The organism is Streptomyces sp. NPDC031497 (genome assembly GCF_055580905.1).
In genome coordinates this window covers 302835-325456 of record NZ_JBVIKO010000004.1, presented here as the reverse complement: position 1 = coordinate 325456, position 22622 = coordinate 302835, and the positions used below count along the sequence as shown (strand labels likewise).

The following is a 22622-nucleotide window of genomic DNA, read 5'->3' as shown; positions in this document are numbered from 1 at the left end:
CTGGCAGCCGCTTGGAGGAACCGTGTTCCGCAGCGAGTACGCAGACGTTCCACCCGTAGAACTCCCCATCCATGAGGCGGTGCTGGGCCGGGCCGCCGCGTTCGGTGACACGCCCGCCCTGATCGACGGCACCGACGGCACCACCCTCACCTACGAGCAACTGGACCGGTTCCACCGCAGGGTCGCGGCCGCACTCGCCGACGCGGGTGTCCGCAAGGGCGATGTGCTGGCCCTGCACAGCCCGAACACGGTCGCCTTCCCGACGGCGTTCTACGCGGCCACGCGCGCGGGTGCCTCCGTCACCACCGTGCACCCCCTCGCCACGCCCGAGGAGTTCGCCAAACAGCTCAGGGACTCCGCGGCCCGCTGGATCGTCACCGTCGCACCGCTGCTGGAGGCCGCTCGCCGGGCCGCCGAACTCGCCGGCGGCATAGCGGAGATATTCGTCTGCGACAGCGCCCCCGGACACCGCTCGCTGATCGACATGCTGGCCGGCGACGCCCCCGAACCACAGGTCGACATCGACCCCGCCGAGGACGTCGCCGCACTGCCGTACTCCTCCGGCACCACCGGCGTCCCCAAGGGCGTGATGCTCACCCACCGGCAGATCGCCACCAACCTGGCCCAACTGGAACCCGCCGTCCCCACCGGCCCCGGCGACCGCATCCTCGCCGTACTCCCCCTCTTCCACATCTACGGCCTCACCGCGCTCATGAACGCGCCCCTGCGGATGGGCGCCACCGTGGTCGTACTGCCCCGCTTCGACCTGCAGACCTTCCTCGCGGCAATCCAGAACCACCGCATCACCGGCCTGTACGTCGCCCCGCCGATCGTCCTCGCCCTCGCCAAGCACCCGCTGGTCGAGCAGTACGACCTGTCGTCCCTGAAGTACGTCATGAGCGCCGCCGCCCCTCTGGACGCCGGCCTGGCCGCCGCCTGCTCCGAGCGCCTCGGCCTGCCGCCCGTCGCGCAGGCCTACGGCATGACGGAGCTCTCGCCCGGCACCCACGTCGTCCCGCTCGACACCATGCACCAGGCACCGCCCGGTACCGTCGGCAAACTCATCGCCGGCACGGAGATGCGGATCGTCTCCCTCGACGACCCGCACAAGGACCTCGACATCGGCGAACCCGGCGAGATCCTCATCCGCGGCCCCCAGGTCATGAAGGGCTACCTCGGCCAGCCCGACGCCACCGCCGCGATGATCGACAGCGACGGCTGGCTGCACACCGGGGACGTCGGCCACGCCGACGCCGACGGCTGGCTGTTCGTCGTCGACCGGGTCAAGGAACTCATCAAGTACAAGGGCTTCCAGGTCGCCCCGGCCGAACTGGAGGCGCTTCTGCTCACCCACCCCGGCATCGCCGACGCCGCCGTGATCGGCGCCTACAACGAGGACGGCAACGAGATCCCGCACGCCTTCGTCGTCCGCCAGCCCACCGCCGCCGACCTCACCGAGAACGAGACCATGCTCTACGTCGCCGAACGCGTCGCACCCTACAAACGCGTCCGCAAGGTCACCTTCATCGCCGGCGTGCCCCGCGCGGCCTCCGGGAAGATACTCCGCCGCGAACTGCGCGCACTCGGCCGGACCGGGGAACCGGGGGAGCGGCCATGACGTTGATCGGACAGACAAGCGCGCGTGCCGTCGCCACCCTCAGCCTCGACTCCGCCCCTACCCGCAACGCCCTGTCCGCCGCCCTCGTCGCCGAACTCGCCGAGGCCCTCACCGACTGCGCCAAGGACCCCGACGTCCGCGCCGTCGTCCTCACCCACACCGGTACGACCTTCTGCGCCGGCGCCGACCTGCGCGACCCGCCCCACCCCGACGCCCTCGTCGGCCTCCTGCGCCAGATCGTCGAACTGCCCAGACCGGTCGTCGCCCGCGTCACCGGCCACGTCCGCGCCGGCGGCCTCGGCCTCCTCGCCGCCTGCGACATCGCGGCCGCCGCCACCGCGGCCACCTTCGCCTTCACCGAGGTACGCATCGGCGTCGCCCCCGCCGTCATCTCCCTGCCCCTCCTCCCGCGCACCGACCCCCGCGCCCTGGCCCGCTACTACCTCACCGGCGAACGCTTCGAAGCCCCCGAAGCCGTACGCCTCGGCCTTCTCACCACCACCGCCGACGACGTCGACACCGCCCTGGAACCCATCCTCGACGGCCTCCGCCGCTCCGCCCCCCAGGCCCTGACCGAGACGAAACAGCTGCTCACAGCTAGGGTGCTGGAAACATTCGACCGGGACGCGGCCACCCTGACCGCACTCTCGGCCCGGCTGTTCTCCTCCGACCAGGCCCGCGAGGGGATGACGGCCTTCCTCGAACGACGGGATGCGGCGTGGGTGGTGTGAGTACGGCCGGCGTGAACACGGCGGAACACGCGCGCGGACCTCAACAGGACCGCGCCCCCAAACAGGACCGCAGCCGGGCCACCCGGCAACGGCTCCTGGAAGCCGCCGTGGCCTGCCTCGCCGAACACGGCTGGGCAGGCTCCACTGTCGCCGTCGTCGCCGAACGCGCCGGCGTCTCCCGGGGCGCCGCCCAGCACCACTTCCGCACCCGCGAGGACCTCTTCACCGCCGCCGTCGAATACGTCGCCGAAGAACGCTCCACCGCTCTGCGCGCCCTGTTCCCGCAGGGCGCGGAGGGCGACCGCCGGGCCGTCGTCTCGGCCCTGGTCGACCTCTACACCGGCCCTCTCTTCCGCGCCGCCCTGCACCTCTGGGTCGCCGCCTCCAACGAGGAGCAGCTCCGCCCCCGGGTCACCGAACTGGAAGCCCGGGTGGGCCGCGAGACCCACCGCATCGCCGTGGACCTCCTGTCCGCCGACGAATCCCGCCCAGGCACCCGGGAAACCGTCCAGGGCCTCCTGGACATGGCCAGAGGCCTGGGCCTCGCCAACCTCCTGACGGACGACGGGACGAGGAGAGAACGAGTGGTGAGCCAGTGGGCGGCGTTGCTGGACGAGACCCTGGGCTGAGCGCCCCTCCGGGCGGCGACTCCGCCGGCCGCCTCCGGCTCGGTCAGCTGCCGACGGCGGCGTCCCCGCGGAACGCTCCGGCCACCACGGGGACCAGCCGCCGCTCGATCTGCTCGGCGGACATGGCGGCCAGCTCGGTGCCGATGGGTGCCAGCGCGAGCCAGTTCAGCAGGCCGGCCGCGCAGCGCGTACGGAAGTTCAGTTCCTGCTCGTCCACTCCGGGAAGGTTCGGTGCCAGCACCCGGACGGCGCCCCGGCGGCTCTGGTCGAACTTGCCGTTCAGCCGCTCCCATCCCTGGGGCGGATCGATGCCGACCCGCGCCACGGTCCGCATCACAGCCAGGTCCTGACCGCCGGCCGCCAGTGCGCGCACCATCGGCCGTGCGAAGGCCGTCGCCACCTCGTGGAGCGTCGCGGTGGAGGCGAGGGAATCCAGTTCCAGGATCTTCTCGTCCAGATACCGTTCCAGCGCGTGCTCGATCGCGGAGTCGCACAGCGCCTTCAGCGACCCGTAGTGGTAGCTCACCGCGGCGACGTTGGCTCCGGCGCGATCGGTGATCTCGCGGAGCGTCACGCCCTCCTGGCCTCGCTGCGAGAGCAACTCCAGGGCGGCCGTCTGCAGGCCGTCCCGCGTGCGCTGCCCGGCCTCCCGGCGTAGGTCCGTCTTCTCCACCCGTGTCATGCAATGTACTCAATCATATGCTTGAGTACATTGTCAACGACCGTGTCGCGCGACCATGGAATTCAAACAGTGGCTTGACAGCCTGTACGGCCGTTCATAAGGTTAAGCGAGCGTTTGAATTACTAAGGACGCGACCGAGACCGTTGCGACGGATCTCGAATCCTGAGTACCTGACCTGGAGGAACACGACATGAAGCTGCTCAGCCGGAAGTCGATCACCGCCGCGACCGCGATAGCTGTCCTGGGTGGTCTTTCCATCGCCGCCGTGCCGTCACAGGCCGCGAGCCCCGCACACGACAAGGCAGCGGTCCACAGCACCACGGCCGCCCCGACCCTGACCGCACGCCAGCTGGCGAAGCTGCCGCTCACCGACCGCCACCTGACCAAGCACGAGAAGGCCAACCTCGCGGTCGTCCTGCGCGACTACTACGTGGCGGACGGCAGCCACATCGACGTCCCGACGTTCGTCAACAGCTTCACCAAGGACGGCGTCTTCAACGACATGGTCGCCGGCCAGGCCTATCGGGGGGAGAAGCTCGGCAACGTCCTGCCCTACATGAAGAGCCTCTTCTCCGACGTGCACCGTGACCTCAAGCGCATCACCGTGAACGGCGACGTGGTCAGCATCGAGCTGTCGATCGACGGCACGTTCGACGGTCAGCTCCAGACGCCGGCGGGCGTCCTCAAGGGGAACGGCAACAAGGTCGCCGCGCCGACCGCCGACTTCTGGTACCTGAAGAACGGCAAGGTCAAGATGTTCAACTGCTTCGTGGGGTACTCGAAGATGTACTCCGACATGGGCGTGGACTTCGACTGGGCCTCCGCCGTCAACAAGCACTGAAACCCGCTCGTCCGGCGGGTGATGCCCGGCGCCACCGGCCGCGCATCACCCGCCGAGCCCGACCGCCGGCACGCCCGCGCAGGCCGGGCCGTGCGGCTCCTGGGGGCGAGGCGCGGTCACCGGTCGGAGTACCTCACGACCTGGCCGGCGATCCGGCCCTAGCGGGCGATGTCCCCGTACCCCTCGATGTCCTGAGGCCCCCGCACACCCGGCCCCACATACTCCGCCGACGGCCGCACCAACCGCCCCGTCCGCTTCTGCTCGAGAATGTGCGCCGACCACCCAGCGGTGCGCGCACACGTGAACATCGACGTGAACATGTGCGCCGGCACCTCCGCGAAGTCCAGCATGATCGCAGCCCAGAACTCCACATTGGTGGCGAGCACACGATCCGGCCGACGGTTGTGGAGCTCCTCCAGCGCCGCCTTCTCCAACGCCTCCGCGATCTCGAACCGCGGCGCCCCCAGCTCCCGCGCCGTCCGCCGCAGCACCCGCGCCCGCGGATCCTCCGCCCGGTACACCCGGTGCCCGAACCCCATCAGCCGCTCGCCCCGGTCCAGCGCACCCTTGACGTAGGCCTCGGCGTCCCCGGTCCGCTCGATCTCCTCGATCATCCCCAGCACCCGGGACGGCGCGCCCCCGTGCAGCGGCCCCGACATGGCCCCCACCGCACCCGACAGCGCGGCGGCGACATCCGCGCCGGTGGAAGCGATGACCCGCGCGGTGAACGTGGACGCGTTCATGCCGTGCTCGGCGGCCGACGTCCAGTACGCGTCCACGGCCGCCACATGCTTGGGATCCGGCTCCCCCCGCCACCGGATCATGAACCGCTCCACCACCGAGCTCGCCTTGTCGATCTCCCGCTGCGGCACCATCGCCAGCCCCTGCCCACGCGCGGACTGGGCGACGTACGACAGCGCCATGACCGCGGCCCGCGCCAGGTCCTCCCGGGCCTGCTCCGCGTCGATGTCCAGGAGCGGCTTCAGCCCCCACACCGGCGCGAGCATGGCGAGCGCGGACTGCACATCGACCCGGATGTCACCCGAATGGACCGGGATCGGAAACGGCTCGGCGGGCGGCAGACCGGGATTGAAGGCACCGTCGACGAGCAGCCCCCACACGTTCCCGAACGAGACGTGCCCGACCAGGTCCTCGATGTCCACGCCCCGGTACCGCAGGGCGCCCCCCTCCTTGTCCGGTTCGGCGATCTCCGTCTCGAACGCGACGACTCCTTCGAGCCCAGGTACGAAGTCGGACATGGGGCGGCTCCTCGATGAGGTGTATGGCGGAGGCATCAGCACCATAACCCCGAGTGCCAAAGATGGGGAGCCCAGCGGCACTCAGTGCCACATCAGGTAGGCGCCCACATGTGGCCCGGACCTATATGTGCATACGGCAGGATGACCGCGTGACCGACCCCGACGCTGCCGCCGCCGACCCCATCCTCAACCCCGCGCTGATGCGCAAGCACTACCAGGCCGAGGGCCTCGCCGAGAACGACCTCGCCGCACACCCCATGGACCAGTTCACCCGCTGGTTCGAGCAAGCCGCGCGGGCGGCCGCCGACGGCATGATCTACGAACCCAACGCGATGATCGTCTCCACCGCCGACACCGAGGGCCGCCCCAGCTCACGTACGGTCCTGATGAAGCAGTACGACACCCAGGGCTTCGTCTTCTACACCAACTACGACTCCCGCAAGGCCCGGGACCTCGCCGCGAACCCGCACATCTCGCTGCTCTTCCCCTGGCACGGGATCGCCCGTCAGGTCATCGTCACCGGCACCGCCCGCCGCACCGGCCGCGACGAGACCGCCGCCTACTTCCGCACCCGCCCGCACGGCTCCCAGCTCGGCGCCTGGGCCAGCGCCCAGTCCTCGGTCATCCGCTCCCGCACCGAACTCGACACCGCCTACGCCGAGCTGAGCGCCCGCTACCCCGAGGGCGAACAGGTCCCGGTCCCTCCGCACTGGGGCGGCTTCCGCGTCGAACCCCGCACGGTCGAGTTCTGGCAGGGCCGCCACAACCGTCTCCACGACCGCCTCCGCTACGTCACCGGCGCCGACGGCGCCTGGCACGTGGAACGCCTCAGCCCCTGAGGCCCCGACGGGGCAGGGCCGGAAACGCAGACGACCCGCGAGCTCGGGTCTCTCCGTCTGACGACGGAGAAGCCGGCCGGACGTACCGGCGAGCTCGCGGGTCGGGTGACTGCGTCGGATTGGCCGGCTGCGTGCGTCTCGCGCACGCTGGTCCGGCACCGCACATCGTGTGGTGGCGAGCCGCTAGCCCGCAGCCACCTCTTCCGTCCGATATGCATACATCTACCGAACCACCTCCCTTCCGAAGTACCAGCCACTCTAGGAAGCTGCCGGGAAAGGCTCAACTGTTTTTTTGGAGACGTTGGCGGAATGAGCTCCCGCCGAGCGCCGTATCCGTCCCCTCTTCAGGGTTTCCTCCGGCGCTGCTTGATCGACTTCTGAGTCACCCCCTAGCGTTTCGTACATGACAAAGCGGCAGGTGATTCTCAGCGGATCGGTGTTCGAGGAGCAGATCGGGTACGCGCGAGCCGTGGTGGACGGGGACTGGGTGCATGTGTCCGGGACCACGGGGTTCGACTACGCGGAGATGACCATCTCCGAGGACGTGGTGGAGCAGGCCGAGCAGTGTCTGCGGAACATCGGGGCGGCGCTGGCCGAGGCCCGGTGCGGGTTCAAGGATGTGGTGCGGGTGCGGTACCTGCTGCCCGCGCGGGAGGACTTCGAGCCGTGCTGGCCGGTGTTGCGCCGGGTGTTCGGGGATGTGCGGCCGGCCGCGACGATGATGGTGTGCGGGCTCGCGGATCAGCGGATGAAGATCGAGATCGAGGTGTGCGCGCGGCGGGCGGCGGGAGCGGCGGGCGACGCGTGAGCGGTGTGCTGAGGGTCGTCGGCGTCGGTGGGGACGAGGCGCTGGAGGAGTGGCGGTACGTGCACAACGTCGTCGTACCGCCGGCCGCGATGTCGACTGCCGAGGCGCGGGAGCGGCTGGCGCGGGGATACCGGCTGGAGAACGCGTATCTCGGGGACGTGCTCGTGGGGTGTTCCACCGTGCGGCCCGCGGTCGACGGGGCGGTGACCGTGATCGCCCGGGTGCTGCCGGGGTTTCGGGGGCGGGGGTTCGGCAAGGCGTTGTACGAGCGGGGGCTCGCGCACGCGCGCGTGCAGGGTGCCGAGGCCATCGAGACGTGTGTGCTGGCGGTCAACGAGGACGGGCTGCGGTTCGCCGGGCGGCACGGGTTCGTCGAGGTGGAGCGGTATGTGCTCGACGGAGGGAACGATGAGTGGGTGGATCTTCGGCTCGGGTTGTGAGCGTCGGCTTGCAACGATTCCTTCAATCTTGCGGGAACACAGTGTGGGCTGCGTCACGTTCGAGTTGAATGAAGGGCAGCGAGGAACCGGCGCGCCGTGCGTGCGGACGCAGCCTGATGGGGGTCCAGGTGAGTGCTTCCCGGCGTAGTGGGACCACCGACGAGCTGGGGCCCGACGAGCCCGAGCCGGAACCGGAGCGGGACGGTCCGGAGGACTCGGGCGGGTCCGATCTGCTCGCCGCGCTCCTCGACGGCATGGACGCGGCCCTGTGCGCGTTCGACGCGGACGGCTTCGTCACGCACTGGAACCGTGAGGCCGAGCGGATCCTGGGGTGGACGGCGGCCGAGGCGGTGGGCCGGCACGGGTTCGCCGGCTGGGCGGTGCGTGAGGCGGACGCCGACGAGGTCGAGGGGCGGCTGCTGTCGGCCATGCACGCCCCGGGGCGCCAGGTGCATGAGTTCGCGCTGCTCACCAAGGACGGCGGGCGGGTGCTCGTACGGACGCAGTCGGCGGCCGTGCGCGGCCCGGACGGGAAGCCCGCGGGGGTGTACTGCGCGTTCAGCGAGGTGCATACGCAGATCGACCTGGAGCGGTCGATCGCGCTGAGCGAGGCGCTGTTCGAGGACGCGGCCTGGGGTGTCGTCCTGGTGGACGCGGATCTGCGGCCCGCCGTCGTCAACGCGCATGCCGCGCGGGCGCTCGGGACCGGGCGTACGTCGGCGCTGGGGCGCCCCCTCGGGGAGCTGCTGGCGCAGGGCGTGGAGGATCTGGAGGCCGCGCTCACGCATGTGCTGGCCGAGGGCGCGCCGCCGGCACCGGCCGAGATGTGGGTGAGCGTGCGGACGGCCGAGGGCGAGCAGCGGCGCTGCTGGCGGTCCGGGTTCGTGCGGCTGGCGTCGCCGCTCGCGGAGGAGCCGGTGCCGCTGGGGGTGGGCTGGCTGTTCCAGGACGTCACGGAGGCCAAGCAGGCCGAGCAGGAGGCGGCCATGCTGCGCTTCCGCGCGAACCAGCTGCATCGTGCGGGCCGGGCGGCCTCCGAGTGCGAGGATTCGGTGGAGGCGGCCACCGTCCACCTGGACTTCGCGCTGGCCGGGTTCGCCGATCACGCGGTGGTCGACCGGGTGGTGGGCGGTGCCCGGGCGGACGGCGACGTGGGTCCGGTACGGCTGGTGCGGATCGCGGGCACGCCCTCCGGGGCGCCCGGACCGAGCCTGCTGACGGGCGCGGCGGGGCTGCCGGTGCGCTACGAGGAGGGGCATCCGGCGCTGCAGTGCGTGGCGCGCGCCGGGAGTGTGCGGGCGGACGCCGGGAGCGTGCCGGCGGACCGCGCGCGGGAGTGGGCGCTGGAGCGGCAGTGGCCGGGGGACGCGGTGCACGCGTTGTGCGCGGTGCTGCGCAGCCGGGGGCGGACGCTGGGTGTGCTGACGTTCCTGCGCGGGTCGGCGCGCAGCCGCTTCGAGCGGGTGGACGCGACGTACGCGGAGGACGTGGCCGTGCGGATCGCCACGGCGCTGGATCTGGCCCAGCTGGCGAAGGAACAGCAGCAGCAGTAGCAGTCCAGTGGCTGCGTCTCAGTGCTGGTAGAAGATCCGGTCGCGGTACTCCTCGAACACCCGGGCGTTCCACTCGTGGCCGCCGTCGACGTTGCCGGAGCGCAGCAGCGGGGGTTCGATGCCGCGGTCGGCGAGGGTGGCCGCGGTGGTCGCCAGGACCGCCTGGAGCAGGGCGCTGGTGACGACCGTGGAGGCGGGGGCGAAGGGCGCCGGGATGGTGTCGAGGGTGAGTTCGGCGTCCCCGATGGCGATCTTCGAGTCGAGTACGACGTCGCAGTGGTCCTTGAGATACGTGCCGGAGGAGTGCCGGGACGCGGTCTCGGCGGCGTAGGCCACGGAGGTCACGCCGATGACCCTGGCGCCGCGGGTGCGGGCGCTGACGGCCATTTCGACGGGCAGGGCGTTGCGGCCGGAGAGGGAGATGATCACGAGGGTGTCCCCGGCGCGCAGGGGTGAGGTGTCGAGGACGGCGGTGGCGAGTCCGTCGACGCGTTCCAGGCGGGAGCCGAGGGTGGCGGGCATCACGTCGACGCCGACCAGGCCGGGGGCGGCGAGGAGGTTCATGAGGGCGAGGCCGCCCGCGCGGTAGACCACGTCCTGGGCGGCGAGGGAGGAGTGCCCGGCGCCGAAGGCGAACAGCCGGCCGCCGGAGGCGACGGTGTCGGCGAGAAGGGTGCCGGCGGCGGTGATCGCCTCGGCCTCCTCGTCGCGGACGCGTTGCAGGAGGCCGATCGCGGCGTCGAAGAACAGGTCGGCGGGTGTGCCGTCGCTCATGCGGTGCCCCTTTGCGCGGTCGACGCCGTGGCCCGTGTCGCGGAGATCCGTGGCACGGAAGTCTGTGTCGCCGATCACCCTCCGGTCTGGACCATCTCGGTGTCAATACGGCCGGGGACGGCAGCGGCGGCCGGGATGTCCGACCTCTGTTCTCCCGGCGTCCCCCGCTTGTCAGTGGGATCCGGCAGAATTGGTGACAGGGCCAGCGCACGCACGCGGCCGGGCTTCCGGCAGAGGTAATCGAGGGGCACGTATGTCCGGACTGATCGACACCACGGAGATGTATCTCCGCACCATCCTCGAGCTTGAAGAGGAAGGCGTGGTCCCCATGCGCGCCCGCATCGCGGAGCGGCTCGACCAGAGCGGGCCGACGGTGAGCCAGACGGTGGCGCGGATGGAGCGGGACGGCCTGGTGTCCGTCGCCAGCGACCGCCATCTGGAGCTGACCGACGAGGGCCGCCGGCTGGCGACGCGCGTGATGCGCAAGCACCGGCTCGCCGAGTGCCTGCTGGTCGATGTGATCGGCCTGGAGTGGGAGCAGGTGCACGCCGAGGCGTGTCGCTGGGAGCACGTGATGAGCGAGGCCGTGGAGCGGCGGGTGCTGGAGCTGCTGCGCCACCCGACCGAGTCGCCGTACGGCAACCCGATCCCGGGACTGGAGGAGCTGGGCGAGAAGGACGGCGCGGACCCCTTCCTCGACGAGGGCATGGTGTCGCTGGCCGACCTGGACCCGGGTGCGGACGGCAAGACCGTGGTCGTACGCCGGATCGGCGAGCCCATCCAGACCGATGCGCAGCTGATGTACACGCTGCGGCGGGCGGGTGTGCAGCCGGGTTCGGTGGTGAGCGTGACGGAGGCGGCCGGCGGGGTGCTGGTGGGCAGCGGCGGCGAGGCGGCCGAGCTGGAGGCGGACGTGGCCTCCCACGTGTTCGTCGCCAAGCGCTGAGACCGGAGGGCCGTTCAACTTCCCTTGCTCGTGGGGGAGTTGACGCCCCCTGTCGCCGTCTCTCCCGGGTCGGTCGAACGTGTCGAATCCAAGATTCAGTGCGCCGAATCGCAGCGCTGGAACGTTTCGCGTGCCAGGCTGTCGCGAGAGGCGTATGACCTGAGGGGGGCGGGGAGGATGTGCCGAAGACATGGACATGGGCCTGGGGTTGGCCCCGGCACCCTTCGGTGCCGGGGCCTGTCCTCCCCAGTGCTGACCCGGAGCCCCGAGCTCTCAGGGTCATCCCCTCGGACCGTCTTCCCCGAGCGGTCCGCCCCCCGCAGAACAAATCCCCCTGGTGGCGCCGATCATGCCTGGGAAGGGGTCACTCGAACGAGGGGTGTTGCCCGCAGGGACCCGATTTTCGAATAGATATTCGATAGTCTGCAGCGGTACCGAAGCATCACGAAGCGATACGAGGCGACACTAGGCACGCGGAGCTAGGGGGGTGCCAGGCTCATGGCACGACGCATCGACGTGACAGGAGCCGGCGGCGTACACCTCGCCGCCTGGGAGTTCGCGGACCCGCCCAAGGAGGGGGACCCGGCGCGGCCGCACGGTGATCGTGCCGACCCGGACCGCTCGCTCCCCGGCGTGCTGTTACTGCACGGCCTGATGGGCCGTGCCTCGCACTGGGCCTCCACCGCCCGCTGGCTCTCCGACCGGCACCGCGCCGTCGCTCTCGACCAGCGCGGCCACGGCCAGAGCGACAAGCCCCCGCAGGCCGCGTACACCCGTGAGGCGTACGTCGAGGACGCCGCGGCCGCCATCGAGCAGCTGGACCTCGCCCCGGCCGTGCTCATCGGCCACGCCATGGGCGCGCTGACCGCCTGGCAGCTCGCCGCGAAGCGCCCCGAACTGGTCCGGGGCCTGATCATCTGCGATATGCGGGCCTCCGCGCTGGGCGCGGCCTCGCAGCGCGAGTGGGCCGACTGGTTCAAGTCCTGGCCCGTCCCCTTCGCCACGCTCGCCGACGTACGCAAGTGGTTCGGCGAGGACGACCCGTGGGTGGAGCGGCCGAACCCGGCGCGCGGGGAGTTCTACGCCGAGGTGATGCACGAGTGCGCCGACGGGTGGCGGCCCGTCTTCGACCCCGACCAGATGCTGAAGTCCCGGGAGACCTGGGTGTACGACGCGCACTGGGAGGAACTGGCCCAGGTGCCGTGTCCCTCGCTGGTGGTGCGCGGGGTGGACGGGGAGCTGGGGCGGGCGGAGGCGCAGGAGATGGTGCGGGTCCTTTCCAAGGGGGAGTACGCCGAGGTGGCCGAGGCGGGGCATCTGCTGCCGTATGACCGGCCGGAGGCCTGGCGGGCGGCGGTCGAGCCGTTTCTTGATCGGGTGGGGGAGTGAAGGGTGCCTACGGGGGAGGGTGTGCAGGAGGTTCGGCGGGTGCGGGTGCGGGTGCGGGTGCGGGTGCGGGTGCGTTGTGGTTGCTCGCGCCCACGCGGCGGAGCCGCAAATTCATCACAGCCCCGCGCCCCTGAAGGGCGCATGTTCCGCCTGTCGGCTGAGAGGGGTCGCGTCCATGCGGCGGTAGCCGGAAGTCGGTACAGCCCCGCGCCGCTGAGGGGCGCTGCGGTCAGCCCCTGCTGACAGCCGTCAGGATCTCCGGCAGGTTTGCCGCCGTCCGCGGTGCCGCCGCGCGCAGCCCCGACCACGTGATCGCCGCCCCGTAGGCCGCCCCCACCGGCAGTAGCACCCATGTCCACTCCCTGCCTCCCGCGCTCACGTTCAACGCGATCGTCAGGGCGATGACGGGGGCGCACAGCAGGGCCGCCGAGACCATGCCGCCGAAGATCGCGATCCAGGCGAGGCCGGCCTGGCCGGGGGCGACGTTCTTGTGGCCCTCCTGGGGGATGGAGTACGGGAAGCGGGCCGAGGTCCAGGCGCCGGTCGCCAGCATCGCGCCGAGCAGGGCGAAGGACAGGCCGAGCACCTCGGGCAGCCGCGGCCAGTCGCCCAGCATGGCCGTGGTCAGGACGGTCACCAGCGCCGCGTACGGCAGCGTGATCACCAGCAGGGCCAGCGCCCGCCCGCGCAGCTCGACATAGGCGTCCCGCGGGGACGAGATGGTCATCGCGACCATCCAGAAGGCCGAGGTGTCCTGCCCGAACTGGTTGTACATCTGGATGCCGAGCATCCCGGCGGCGAAGCACGCGAAGTAGATCGACCCGGTGCCCTGGAGGGCGTTGAAGACGGGCACGATCAAGCCGATGGCCAGGGACGTCACCCACGCGGCCTTGGTCTTGGGGTCGCGCCAGACATAGCGCAGGCTGCGCGCCATGACCGTTCCGGTGCGGCCGGCCGGCAGCAGGCGCCCCAGGCCCGCGCCGTCGGAGGCACGGCTCCGGACGGCCGAGTCGGGCGCCTGGAGCGTCGAGCCGTCCGGCGAGGTCATCAGCCGGGTCAGGGTCCGCGCCCAGGCGCCGATCAGCAACACCAGCGCGGTGACGGACAGGCCCAGCTGTGCGGCGGCCGTGCCGTACGACCCCTCGCTCGCCGAGTGCACCGCGCCGATCGCCGACGCCGGCGGCAGCCAGCGCACCACGTCGGCCACCGGCGCGAGTTCCCCGAGCCCGGCCGCACCGAGGCTGCGGGCACCGAAGTTGACCAGCTGCGCCCCGATCGCGATGACCAGGCCGCTCAGTACCGCGAGGTCACGGCCCTTGCGGCTGCTGAGCAGCCGTACGTTCGCGGCGGCCACGGCCCGCGCGAGGGCCACGCAGACCAGCAGCGCGAGGGCGACCGCGACGACCGCGACACCGTACCCGGCCGCCCCGTGCGCCACGGACACCACACAGCCCACCAGCAGCAACAGCGAGAACAGCGGGCCGATGCCGACCAGGGAGGCGGCCAGCAGGGCCCGTACCAGCGGTCGTGGCCGCAGCGGGAGCATCACCAGGCGGGTCGGGTCCAGAGTCTCGTCGCCGCTCGGGAAGAACAGCGGCATGACCGCCCACCCGAGCGCCAGCACGGCCGACGTCAGCATGGCCACGGCGTCCGCGTGCGCATGCCCGCGCAGCAGGATCAGCCCCAGCAGCTGCACCGCCCCGAACAGCAGCGCGAGCACGGCCGACGCGACGAACGCGGCCCGCCGGCCACCGGACTGCCGCAGCCCGTTGCGCAACAGCGACAGCTTCAGCCGTACGACGGTGGAGGTCACGTCCGTCATCGGGCCGCCCCGCCGCCCAGCCAGTCCAGGTCCGCCCCGGCGTTCCGCCCGCTCGCCCCGACCAGTTCGAGGAACGCGGCCTGGAGGGTGCCGTGCGCCCCGCGCACGTCCTCCAACGTCCCCGTCGCGCGGATCCGCCCGGCGGCCAGCACCGCCACCCAGTCGCACAGCGACTCGACGAGTTCCATGACGTGGGAGGAGAAGACGACGGTCGCGCCGGAGGCCGTGTAGCGCTCCAGGACGCCCCGGATGGTCTGCGCGGACACCGGGTCGACGCCCTCGAACGGCTCGTCCAGGAAGAGGGCTTCGGGGTTGTGGAGGAGAGCCGCCGCGAGCCCGATCTTCTTGCGCATGCCGGTCGAGTAGTCGACGACGAGCTTGTGCTGGGAGCCGGCGAGATCGAGGACGTCGAGGAGTTGCGTGGCCCGCTTGTCGACCTCGGCGCCGGGCAGTCCGCGCAGGCGGCCGCTGTAGCCGAGCAGTTCGCGTCCGGAGAGCCGCTCGAAGAGCCGGAGCCCTTCGGGCAGTACGCCGATACGGGCCTTCACCGCGACCGGGTCCTGCCAGACGTCGTGCCCGACCACCTCGACGCTCCCCTGGTCCGGCCGGAGCAGCCCGGTCACCATCGAGAGGGTGGTGGTCTTCCCGGCCCCGTTGGGCCCGACCAGTCCGACGAACTTCCCGGCGGGCAGCGACAGATCGATCCCACCGACGGCGACCTGCTGCCCAAACCGCTTCCAGAGCCCACGAACACGTACGGCATCGGTCATGCCAGAACCCTACGGGGGAGTCGGGTCTACGAGGGTGCGGGTGGGCGGGGGCTGAGGGCCGGGGGAGGGGCGCTTACCGGCGCTGGCAGGGTGCCTCCCCAGAGGGGGTACCCCCAGCGCCCACCCGTGCCGCCCGACGGCACGCCTGCCCGCAGCTACGACGGGCCCCGTCAGGGGCGCGGGGAACTGCGCGACCAGCCACGACGCACCCGCGCTCGCCTACGACACCGCACCCGCGGTCGCCGATGGCACCGCACCCGCGCTCGCCGACGACACCGCACCCGGCAGCCCAAAAGGCGCTACCGGTCCCGCCCACACGCATAAGCCAACGGCGAGATCAACTCCTCCGCATCCGGCAGCCACCGGTTCGCCGGTGTCGGCCGGCAGGCCCACTGCACCGCACCCCGGGAGCCCAGCCGCGTAGGCGGCGCCGGCACGTACGCGCCCTCACCCAGCGCCGTGAGGTCCAGCGACGCCGGCGCCCAGCCCAGCTTCCGTACCAGCTCCGGCACCTTCGCCGACCCGCCCGGCAGCACGAAGAACTGCATCCGGCGATCGGGCGTGAGCGTCACCGGCCCGAGCGTCAGCTCCATCCGCTCCATCCGCGCCAGCGCCAGGAACCCGGCCGTCTCCGGGACGGACAACGCGTCGAAGGTCCGCCCCGTCGGCAGCAGGATCGACGCCGTCGGCTGCTTCTGCCACATCCGGCGCGCGACCGTCGCACTACCGGTCGCCTGCGTCGCCCAGTCCGGGCGCGCCGCGTGCGCGCCGGGCGCGCCGCACGCGACCTCACCACAGGAACAGTGCTGCACCCCCTCGACCGCTTCCAGCCAGGTCCCGGGGAAGACGTCCCAGTGGCGCTCCTCGGCGTAGCGTACGGCGGTCTCCAGCAGCGATTCCCCGCGCTGCTTCGGAATCTGAGCGGCTTCGGTGCCAACGATCGTCTCTTCCACGCTCAACACAACTCCCGCACCCACCTGGAGTTACGGGCGTAGCGCGCGCGGGGGAGGAGCATCTTTTCCGCAACTGGGGCGCATGGATGCACGTGTGGGGGCGCGCAGGAGGAACCGGGGCGTGAGCGGGTAGTCACACATGGGGGGTTGGCAGCGGTCGTACCCGTGAATCCGCTGCCTTTACCCGGCAATCCTCGCATGTCCCGCATTTTCGGTATGTCCGCTGGGCAGTGATCGTCAAGGCCGGATCTTTTCCCTACAGGGAGTTCGCAGGGGGTACGCCATGGCCGCAAGGCCGCTTGTCGCGCGGCAGCCGAACGAACGGTTGCAGGCGCTCATCCAGGAGGCGGGGTGCTCGAACGCCGGGCTCGCCCGCCGGGTCAACATGTGCGGCGCGGAGCACGGTCTCGACCTCCGGTACGACAAGACGTCCGTGGCCCGCTGGCTGCGCGGACAGCAGCCGCGGGGCCGCGCGCCCGCGATCATCGCCGAGGCGCTGGGACGCAAGCTGGGCCGTACGGTCACGATCGACGAGATCGGCATGGCCAACGGCAAGAACCTCGCGTCGGGCGTCGGCCTCCAGTTCTCGCCGACGGTCCTGGGGGCCATCGAGCAGGTCTGCGAGCTGTGGCGCAGTGACGTGGGCCGCCGGGACTTCCTGTCCGGCTCCTCGGTCGCCGCGTCCGCGCTGGTGGAGCCCAGCCGGGACTGGCTGATCTCGGCGCCGGACGCGCAGGTGGCACGGCAGGCCGGGCCGCGGGTCGGGCCGTCGGACGTCGCGGCCGTGAAGGCCATGACGCAGGCGCTCACCGACCTGGACCACCAGTACGGCAGCGGGCATGTGCGCCCGGTCGTCGTGCACTACCTCAACAGCGTGGTCTCCGGGCTGCTCGCCGGGTCCTACCGGGAGTCCGTCGGACGGGACCTGTTCGCCGCCGTCGCCCGGCTCACCGAGCTCGCCGGGTACATGGCCGTCGACACCGGTCAACCCGGGCTCGCCCAGCGGTACTACATCCAGTCGCTGCGTCTCGCGCAGGCCGCCGGCGACCGCGGCTACGGCGGCTATGTGCTCGCCGCCTCCATGAGCCACCTCGCCGCGCAGCTCGGAAACCCGCGGGAGATCGCCCAGTTGGCGCGGGCGGCGCAGGAGGGGGCGCGCGGGCGCGTGACTCCGCGCGCGGAGGCCATGTTCTACGCGGCCGAGGCCCGCGGGCACGCGCTGCTGGGGGACGCGCGGTCGGCGCAGCTGGCTTCGGGGCGCGCGGTGTCGGCGATGGAGGCGGCCGATCCGTCGTCCGGGGACGACCCGGCGTGGATCGCGCACTTCGACGAGGCCTATCTGGCCGACGAGTTGGCGCACTGCCACCGTGACCTGGGCCAGGCCGAGGCGGCCGCGAGGACCGCGGAGCAGTCGCTGGCCGGGCACCCGCCGACGCGGGCACGGCGCCGCGCGATCGGCTATGTGCTCCTCGCCACGGCGCAGGTGCAGCAGCGCGAGATCGAACAGGCCTGTGCCACGGGGCTCAAGGCGGTGGAACTCCTTGAGACGGTCCGTTCCAACCGGGGCGCCGAGTACCTGGAGGACTTCCAGCAGCGTCTGGAGCCGTTCCGGGACGAACCGGTCGTCAGGGAGTTCGGCGCCCGGCTGGATCTGCAGGCGGCCGCATGAATTCATGCCCCGCGGATGCGTGAACGTGTGGGAAACCACACCTTGCCGGGCGAGAGACGGCATATACAGCGCACCGCGGGGCGGTTTTGTTACTGCTGTCCCAGGGAAGAAGATCGCGTCCTTGGCCGCGTGGCACCTGGCTGAGGGGACCCGGTAGCGTGAGCCGACGATTCACAAGGTCCCCCATTAGTAGGAGTCCCGGTGACGCAGAGTGGACAGGGCGAGCCCGCACGCGAAGGCATCGTGCTGCCCTCCGACGGTGGCGAGCCGCTGCTGCCGGGCATGACGGGCGTTCCCGCCCCCCTGTCGCAGCCGCCCGCGGCGGCCCCGGCGCCGACCACCGCGCCCTCCGAGGGCCAGGCCTGGGGGCAGCCGTGGGGTCCCGGTCACCAGCAGGGCGCGCCGCAGCCCGAGCAGGGCTGGCCGCAGGCGGCCGGCCAGGAGTGGAACACCCAGGAGCCGGCGCCGGAGCTGCCGCCCGCCTGGAACGCCCAGTCGCACGCCGCGCAGGCCCAGGCGCAGGCGCAGGCCGACCAGTACCAGTCCCCCGCCTCCGGCGGCGGCCCGCTCCCGCCGGAGGGGGCGCCCGCCCCGTCGTACGGCGGCGGCTACGAGCAGTCGTACGGCTACGGCGCCCAGCCCCAGCAGCCGTACGGTGCCCCGCTGCCCCCGGCCGGCGGCCAGGACCCCTACGGCGCTCCGGGTGCCGCGCTGCCGCCCGCCGTCCCGCACGGAGGCCACGGCGGGTACCCCGGTGCCCTGCCGTCCGCCGACGAGGGCGCGACCCAGTACATCCCGCCGGTGCCCGCCGCGCCGGTGGACGAGGGCGCCACGCAGTACATACCGCCGGTGGCCGCGGCTCCCGAGGGGGCCACCCAGCTGATACCGCCGATCGGCCCGGGTGCGCTGCCGCCGGAGACATCCCACGAGCAGACCGCATTCCTGGGGCGGCCGTCCGCCCCCGCCGGGCACTCCGACGCCGAGGCCACGCAGTACATACCGCCGTACCAGGCCGGGGCCGAGCAGGGCGGGGACCGGCAGCCGCCCGCCGAGTTCGACAACCTCTTCCGCAGCGGGCCGGGCGGCGAGCCCCCGGCCGCGTCCACGGCCCAGCTGCCGCGCTACCAGCAGCAGCCGCAGAGCTTCCAGCAGCAGCCGCCGCCGGCCTACACCCCGCCCCCGTCGTCGTACGACCACGATCACGACGGTGACGGCGGTGGCCGGGGCGGTCGTGGCCGGTCGAAGGTGCCGCTGATCGCGGCCGTCGGGATCGGGATCGTCGTCCTCGGCATCGGGGCCGGTGCCCTGTTCAGCGGGGGCGGCGGGGGCTCGGACGACGCCAACAAGACGGTCGCCGCGTCCGTGGGCGCCACCGGCGGGTCCGCGTCCGCCGCGGGCGACCCGGCGAAGGCGCAGGCCGCTGCCCTGGACCAGCTGCTCGCCGACAGCGGCAGCAGCCGCGCCTCGGTGATCAACGCCGTCGCCCAGGTGAAGCAGTGCAAGAACCTGGACGGTTCCGCCTCCGACCTGCGCAACGCCGCCCAGCAGCGCACCGAGCTGGTCACCCGGCTGGCGAAGCTGTCCGTCGACAAGCTGCCGGGCAACGCCGAGCTGACCACCGCCCTCACCAAGGCCTGGCAGGCCTCCGCGAACGCCGACAACCACTACGCGGCCTGGGCCGACCAGGCCAAGGGCAAGCACGGCTGCCGCAAGGGCCAGGCCCGCACCACCGGCCAGACCGCGGCCGGCAACCAGGAGAGCGGCACCGCCAGCGCCCAGAAGGTGAAGGCGGCCGCGCTGTGGAACACGATCGCGAGCAAGTACGGGCTGACCCAGCGGCAGCCGACCCAGCTGTGAGAGCGGGCCGGCTGTAGGAGCCGGTCGGGCCGACCGGGCGGTCAGCTGAGGTTCGCGCTCTCCAGGATCTTGGTCATGTCGAGGGCTTCCTTGTTGGCCGACTGGAGCAGGCCGCCCTTGACGGTCTGGACGTTCACATCGGTGTTGACCAGCCGGGAGAAGCCGGCCGCGGACAGCTTGCCCTGGTAGGGCCAGGACAGCGACGGGGTGAGGTTGCCGGTGGAGACCTTCAGGCCGTCGTTGAGGGTGCGGCGCACACTGTCGGCGGTCACCTCGCCGCCGCCGATCTTCTCCAGGGCGGCGGCCAGGACCTTGTAGGCGATCCAGGTCGTCTGCACCCCGGCGTCGGCCGGGTCGATCCGGTTGTCGCCGAAGGCCTCCTTGCTGATGACCTTCTTCATCTCGTCCCAGCGCGCGTCCGAGGCCGCCGGGTACCACCCGGTGATGTACGACCCCTCGTACGGGCCGGACGCACCGCCGGTGGAGTTGATCACCGTCTGGTCGACGCTGCCGACCTCGGCGGCCGTCTTCACCTTCGGGTAGTCCTGGCGGGCCCGCTGGAAGTTGTCCATGAAGGTGGCCGTGCGGTCACCGAGCTCGGGCACCACACAGCCCGTCTTCAGCGAGTCCGAGGTGGCGCTCTCCAGCGCCGACTGCGACTGCCTGTCGTACTCGGTGAGGTCCTCGGCCGCGAGCTGGTCGACCGCCTTGGCGTGGTTGCCGGCCTGCAGGCCCGAGTCGAGGAGCTGGGGCAGCTGGTCGCCGGCGATGGTGTCCGGCCGGACCAGGGTGACCGGGCCGCACTTGTCGGCCAGCGCCTCCCCGAGCCCGGACAGCAGGGTGAGCTGGCCGCCGTTGACCGGGTAGGAGACGGGGCTGGTGAACTCCTGGTTCGACGCCCCGTAGCCGCCTATGTAGGGGATGGCGGCGCCTTCCAGCGGGGCGAAGTAGGAGTCGCCGAACTGGCTGTAGGAGCCGACGACGGCGACGACGTTCTGGTCGGCCGCCTTCTGTGCGCAGTTCGCGGCGCCCACGCTGGTGTTGTGGTCGTTGCAGGTCAGCAGCTTGAGCTTGCGGCCGCTGATACCGCCCTGGGAGTTGATCCAGCGGACGACGGCCGACGCCATGGCGGGCATGCCGGGCTTGTTGGTGGCGGTGGTCTTCTGCGGCGCCCAGGTCATCACCTTGATCTCTTCGTCCCCCGAGCCCGAGAATCCTGGGACGACGCCGCAGCCGGCGGCGAGTGACGCACAGGCCGTCATGGCCACCGCGGACAGCGCGGTCGCTCTGACGCGCCGGTGGGTCGTGGGGAGGATGGTGCCGAGGGTGGTGCTGAGGGTGGGGCGCCTGCCGGTCATGGACACGCACGATTCCCTCACATCGCTAACCGGCGAGTGACCCATGCTCAACAAGGAGTGACGCGCAGGTGAATTGCGGGGGGCGGTGACGGGCGTGTGACGAGGAACGTACGATCGATGACCGTGCAAGGTTCGGAGAACTCTTCCCGTCGCGGCCGTCGCTCCTCCACCATGGGCGGCATGCCACTCAATGACATGCCATGGTGGCGCTGGCGCAGCAATGTGCGCTCCGCGCTGCACATGCTCTCCGACCCGGAGTTCCAGCGGAACGTCTGGCTGGTCGGCACGGACGGCTACGGCGACGTGACCGACGCGGTCTACCGGCTGGTCGAGGACACCTGGCTGGACAGCTGGTCCGCGGAGAAGTACGTCGGGACGATATTCCGCGACTCGCAGGAGGCGGCGCTCGTCGACACCGCCGTGCTGCGGGTGCTGCGGATCATGCACCAGGTCGGGCCGGACGCGCCGGTCTCCGCGTACCTCGACCACCAGGCGTGGCCGGACGCGGTCCGGGCGGCCCGGGACGCGCACATACGCCTGGCGACGAGCGACGGCGACGACCCGGAGGCGCCGCCGCGCAGCCTTGAGGTGCTGCGGATCATGACGCGGGCGGCGTGAGTCCGCGAAGCGGACGCTGACCGCCCTGGGCGGCCGGGCATGAGATTCTGTGGTGCATGACTGAACAGTCCACCCGAGCCCAGGCCGCCCTGGCCGACCAGTACGTCCTCACCCTTTCCTGCCCGGACAGGCAGGGCATCGTGCACGCCGTGTCGAGCTACCTGTTCATGACCGGCTGCAACATCGAGGACAGCCAGCAGTTCGGGGACCACGACACGGGTCTGTTCTTCATGCGCGTCCACTTCTCGGCCGAGGAACCGGTGACGGTCGACAAGCTGCGGGCCAGCTTCGCGGCGGTCGGTGACTCCTTCCACATGGACTGGCAGATCAACCGGGCCGACGAGCGGATGCGGGTCGTCCTCATGGTCAGCAAGTTCGGGCACTGCCTGAACGACCTGCTCTTCCGCGCGCGCATCGGCGCGCTGCCGGTGGACATCGCCGCGGTGGTCTCCAACCACACCGACTTCGCGGAGCTGGTGGAGTCGTACCACGTGCCTTTCCGCCACATTCCGGTGACGAAGGAGACGAAGGCCGACGCGGAGGCCCAGCTTCTTGAACTCGTCCGCGAGGAGAACGTCGAGCTGGTGGTCCTGGCCCGGTACATGCAGGTCCTCTCGGACGACCTGTGCAAGCAGCTCAGCGGCCGGATCATCAACATCCACCACTCGTTCCTGCCGAGCTTCAAGGGTGCGAAGCCGTACCACCAGGCGCATGCGCGGGGCGTCAAGCTGATCGGGGCGACGGCGCACTACGTCACGGCGGACCTCGACGAGGGCCCGATCATCGAGCAGGAGGTCGAGCGGGTGGGCCACGGCGTCACCCCGGACCAACTGGTCGCGATCGGGCGTGACGTGGAGTGCCAGGCGCTGGCGCGGGCGGTGAAGTGGCACGCGGAGCGCCGCATCCTGCTCAATGGCCGGCGAACGGTCGTCTTCGCCTGACCGTTCGGCCCGCCCGAGGGGCGGGTCGGTTGCGGTCGTACGGCGACCGCGGGTGGCTCGTGGCCGTTCGCGCCGTTCCCCGCGCCCCTGGAAAAGACGGGGCTGCGCCCCGCTTTTGGCTTTCA

Annotated in this window: 21 protein-coding genes; 14 read left to right on the top strand and 7 right to left on the bottom strand. The window is 71.5% G+C overall.

All coding sequences use genetic code 11. The features are described 5' to 3' along the window. Positions 1-22: 22 nt before the first annotated feature. From ACZ5K7_RS10120 to ACZ5K7_RS10110, 3 genes are read left to right on the top strand one after another with little or no spacing between them, the layout of a single operon-like run. The gene (locus ACZ5K7_RS10120) at positions 23-1618 is read left to right on the top strand and encodes a 4-coumarate--CoA ligase family protein (protein ID WP_351711809.1); all 1596 of its coding nucleotides are present in this window, start codon (positions 23-25) and stop codon (positions 1616-1618) included. Next, positions 1615-2349 carry an enoyl-CoA hydratase family protein gene (locus tag ACZ5K7_RS10115; RefSeq protein WP_468912332.1) on the top strand — a complete coding sequence of 245 codons (735 nt, stop codon included), beginning with the start codon at positions 1615-1617 and terminating at the stop codon, positions 2347-2349. Before ACZ5K7_RS10120 ends, ACZ5K7_RS10115 begins: the two co-directional genes overlap by 4 nt. Then, on the top strand, positions 2337-2978 hold the full coding sequence (locus ACZ5K7_RS10110; RefSeq protein WP_468912330.1) for a TetR/AcrR family transcriptional regulator: 642 nt from the start codon (positions 2337-2339) through the stop codon (positions 2976-2978). The genes ACZ5K7_RS10115 and ACZ5K7_RS10110 overlap by 13 nt, the downstream gene beginning before the upstream one ends. Positions 2979-3021: 43 nt before the next feature. Here ACZ5K7_RS10110 and ACZ5K7_RS10105 read toward each other — a convergent pair whose 3' ends face one another. Then, positions 3022-3660 (bottom strand): TetR/AcrR family transcriptional regulator, encoded by a 639-nt coding sequence (locus tag ACZ5K7_RS10105; protein ID WP_468912328.1) that lies wholly within the window; start codon positions 3658-3660, stop codon positions 3022-3024. Positions 3661-3850: 190 nt separating this feature from the next. Here ACZ5K7_RS10105 and ACZ5K7_RS10100 point away from each other — a divergent pair, with 190 nt between their 5' ends. Further along, complete coding sequence (locus ACZ5K7_RS10100) at positions 3851-4501, top strand: nuclear transport factor 2 family protein (RefSeq protein ID WP_468912326.1); 651 nt, start codon at positions 3851-3853, stop codon at positions 4499-4501. A gap of 158 nt (positions 4502-4659) precedes the next feature. Here ACZ5K7_RS10100 and ACZ5K7_RS10095 read toward each other — a convergent pair whose 3' ends face one another. Continuing rightward, positions 4660-5760 carry a citrate synthase 2 gene (locus ACZ5K7_RS10095; RefSeq protein WP_468912325.1) on the bottom strand — a complete coding sequence of 367 codons (1101 nt, stop codon included), beginning with the start codon at positions 5758-5760 and terminating at the stop codon, positions 4660-4662. A 125-nt stretch (positions 5761-5885) separates the two neighbouring features. On the opposite strand from ACZ5K7_RS10095, the gene pdxH reads away from it, so the two are divergent. From pdxH to ACZ5K7_RS10075, 4 genes are all read left to right on the top strand, one after another. Continuing rightward, a complete protein-coding gene (pdxH, locus tag ACZ5K7_RS10090; protein WP_468912602.1) occupies positions 5886-6599 on the top strand; it encodes a pyridoxamine 5'-phosphate oxidase in 714 nt (237 codons plus the stop codon). A gap of 403 nt (positions 6600-7002) precedes the next feature. Then, positions 7003-7407 (top strand): RidA family protein, encoded by a 405-nt coding sequence (locus ACZ5K7_RS10085; RefSeq protein WP_468912323.1) that lies wholly within the window; start codon positions 7003-7005, stop codon positions 7405-7407. Next, entirely contained in the window at positions 7404-7847 is a 444-nt protein-coding gene (locus tag ACZ5K7_RS10080; RefSeq protein ID WP_468912321.1) for a GNAT family N-acetyltransferase, read from the top strand. Before ACZ5K7_RS10085 ends, ACZ5K7_RS10080 begins: the two co-directional genes overlap by 4 nt. Before the next feature lie 128 nt (positions 7848-7975). Beyond that, positions 7976-9400, top strand: coding sequence for a PAS domain-containing protein (locus tag ACZ5K7_RS10075; RefSeq protein ID WP_468912319.1), 1425 nt, complete (start codon positions 7976-7978; stop codon positions 9398-9400). An 18-nt stretch (positions 9401-9418) separates the two neighbouring features. Here the strand turns inward: ACZ5K7_RS10075 and ACZ5K7_RS10070 are convergent, their stop codons facing one another. Then, positions 9419-10174, bottom strand: coding sequence for an SIS domain-containing protein (locus ACZ5K7_RS10070; protein ID WP_468912318.1), 756 nt, complete (start codon positions 10172-10174; stop codon positions 9419-9421). Positions 10175-10427: 253 nt separating this feature from the next. Here ACZ5K7_RS10070 and ACZ5K7_RS10065 point away from each other — a divergent pair, with 253 nt between their 5' ends. Both ACZ5K7_RS10065 and ACZ5K7_RS10060 read left to right on the top strand, forming a co-directional pair. Continuing rightward, positions 10428-11120, top strand: a complete 693-nt coding sequence (locus tag ACZ5K7_RS10065) for a metal-dependent transcriptional regulator (RefSeq protein ID WP_351321325.1) — start codon at positions 10428-10430, stop codon at positions 11118-11120. Positions 11121-11618: 498 nt separating this feature from the next. Further along, entirely contained in the window at positions 11619-12509 is an 891-nt protein-coding gene (locus ACZ5K7_RS10060; RefSeq protein WP_468912316.1) for an alpha/beta fold hydrolase, read from the top strand. 229 nt (positions 12510-12738) lie between these two features. Here the strand turns inward: ACZ5K7_RS10060 and ACZ5K7_RS10055 are convergent, their stop codons facing one another. The 3 genes from ACZ5K7_RS10055 to ACZ5K7_RS10045 all read right to left on the bottom strand — a co-directional run bounded on the left by ACZ5K7_RS10055 (position 12739) and on the right by ACZ5K7_RS10045 (position 16063). Beyond that, a complete protein-coding gene (locus tag ACZ5K7_RS10055) occupies positions 12739-14331 on the bottom strand; it encodes a transporter (RefSeq protein ID WP_468912314.1) in 1593 nt (530 codons plus the stop codon). Next, positions 14328-15101: an ABC transporter ATP-binding protein gene (locus ACZ5K7_RS10050; RefSeq protein ID WP_468912312.1), complete on the bottom strand. Its 774-nt coding sequence runs from the start codon at positions 15099-15101 to the stop codon at positions 14328-14330. Before ACZ5K7_RS10050 ends, ACZ5K7_RS10055 begins: the two co-directional genes overlap by 4 nt. Before the next feature lie 299 nt (positions 15102-15400). Further along, on the bottom strand, positions 15401-16063 hold the full coding sequence (locus ACZ5K7_RS10045; protein ID WP_351711833.1) for a bifunctional DNA primase/polymerase: 663 nt from the start codon (positions 16061-16063) through the stop codon (positions 15401-15403). A gap of 274 nt (positions 16064-16337) precedes the next feature. Here ACZ5K7_RS10045 and ACZ5K7_RS10040 point away from each other — a divergent pair, with 274 nt between their 5' ends. Together ACZ5K7_RS10040 and ACZ5K7_RS10035 are read left to right on the top strand one after the other, a co-directional pair. Then, positions 16338-17723: a transcriptional regulator gene (locus tag ACZ5K7_RS10040; protein WP_351711835.1), complete on the top strand. Its 1386-nt coding sequence runs from the start codon at positions 16338-16340 to the stop codon at positions 17721-17723. A gap of 201 nt (positions 17724-17924) precedes the next feature. Continuing rightward, a complete protein-coding gene (locus tag ACZ5K7_RS10035; protein ID WP_468912310.1) occupies positions 17925-19580 on the top strand; it encodes a hypothetical protein in 1656 nt (551 codons plus the stop codon). Positions 19581-19621: 41 nt separating this feature from the next. Here the strand turns inward: ACZ5K7_RS10035 and ACZ5K7_RS10030 are convergent, their stop codons facing one another. Then, positions 19622-20938, bottom strand: a complete 1317-nt coding sequence (locus ACZ5K7_RS10030) for an ABC transporter substrate-binding protein (protein ID WP_468912308.1) — start codon at positions 20936-20938, stop codon at positions 19622-19624. Positions 20939-21055: 117 nt separating this feature from the next. On the opposite strand from ACZ5K7_RS10030, the gene ACZ5K7_RS10025 reads away from it, so the two are divergent. After that, complete coding sequence (locus ACZ5K7_RS10025) at positions 21056-21556, top strand: SCO4402 family protein (protein ID WP_351711841.1); 501 nt, start codon at positions 21056-21058, stop codon at positions 21554-21556. 56 nt (positions 21557-21612) lie between these two features. Beyond that, positions 21613-22497, top strand: coding sequence for a formyltetrahydrofolate deformylase (gene purU / locus ACZ5K7_RS10020; protein ID WP_468912306.1), 885 nt, complete (start codon positions 21613-21615; stop codon positions 22495-22497). Positions 22498-22622: the final 125 nt, after the last annotated feature.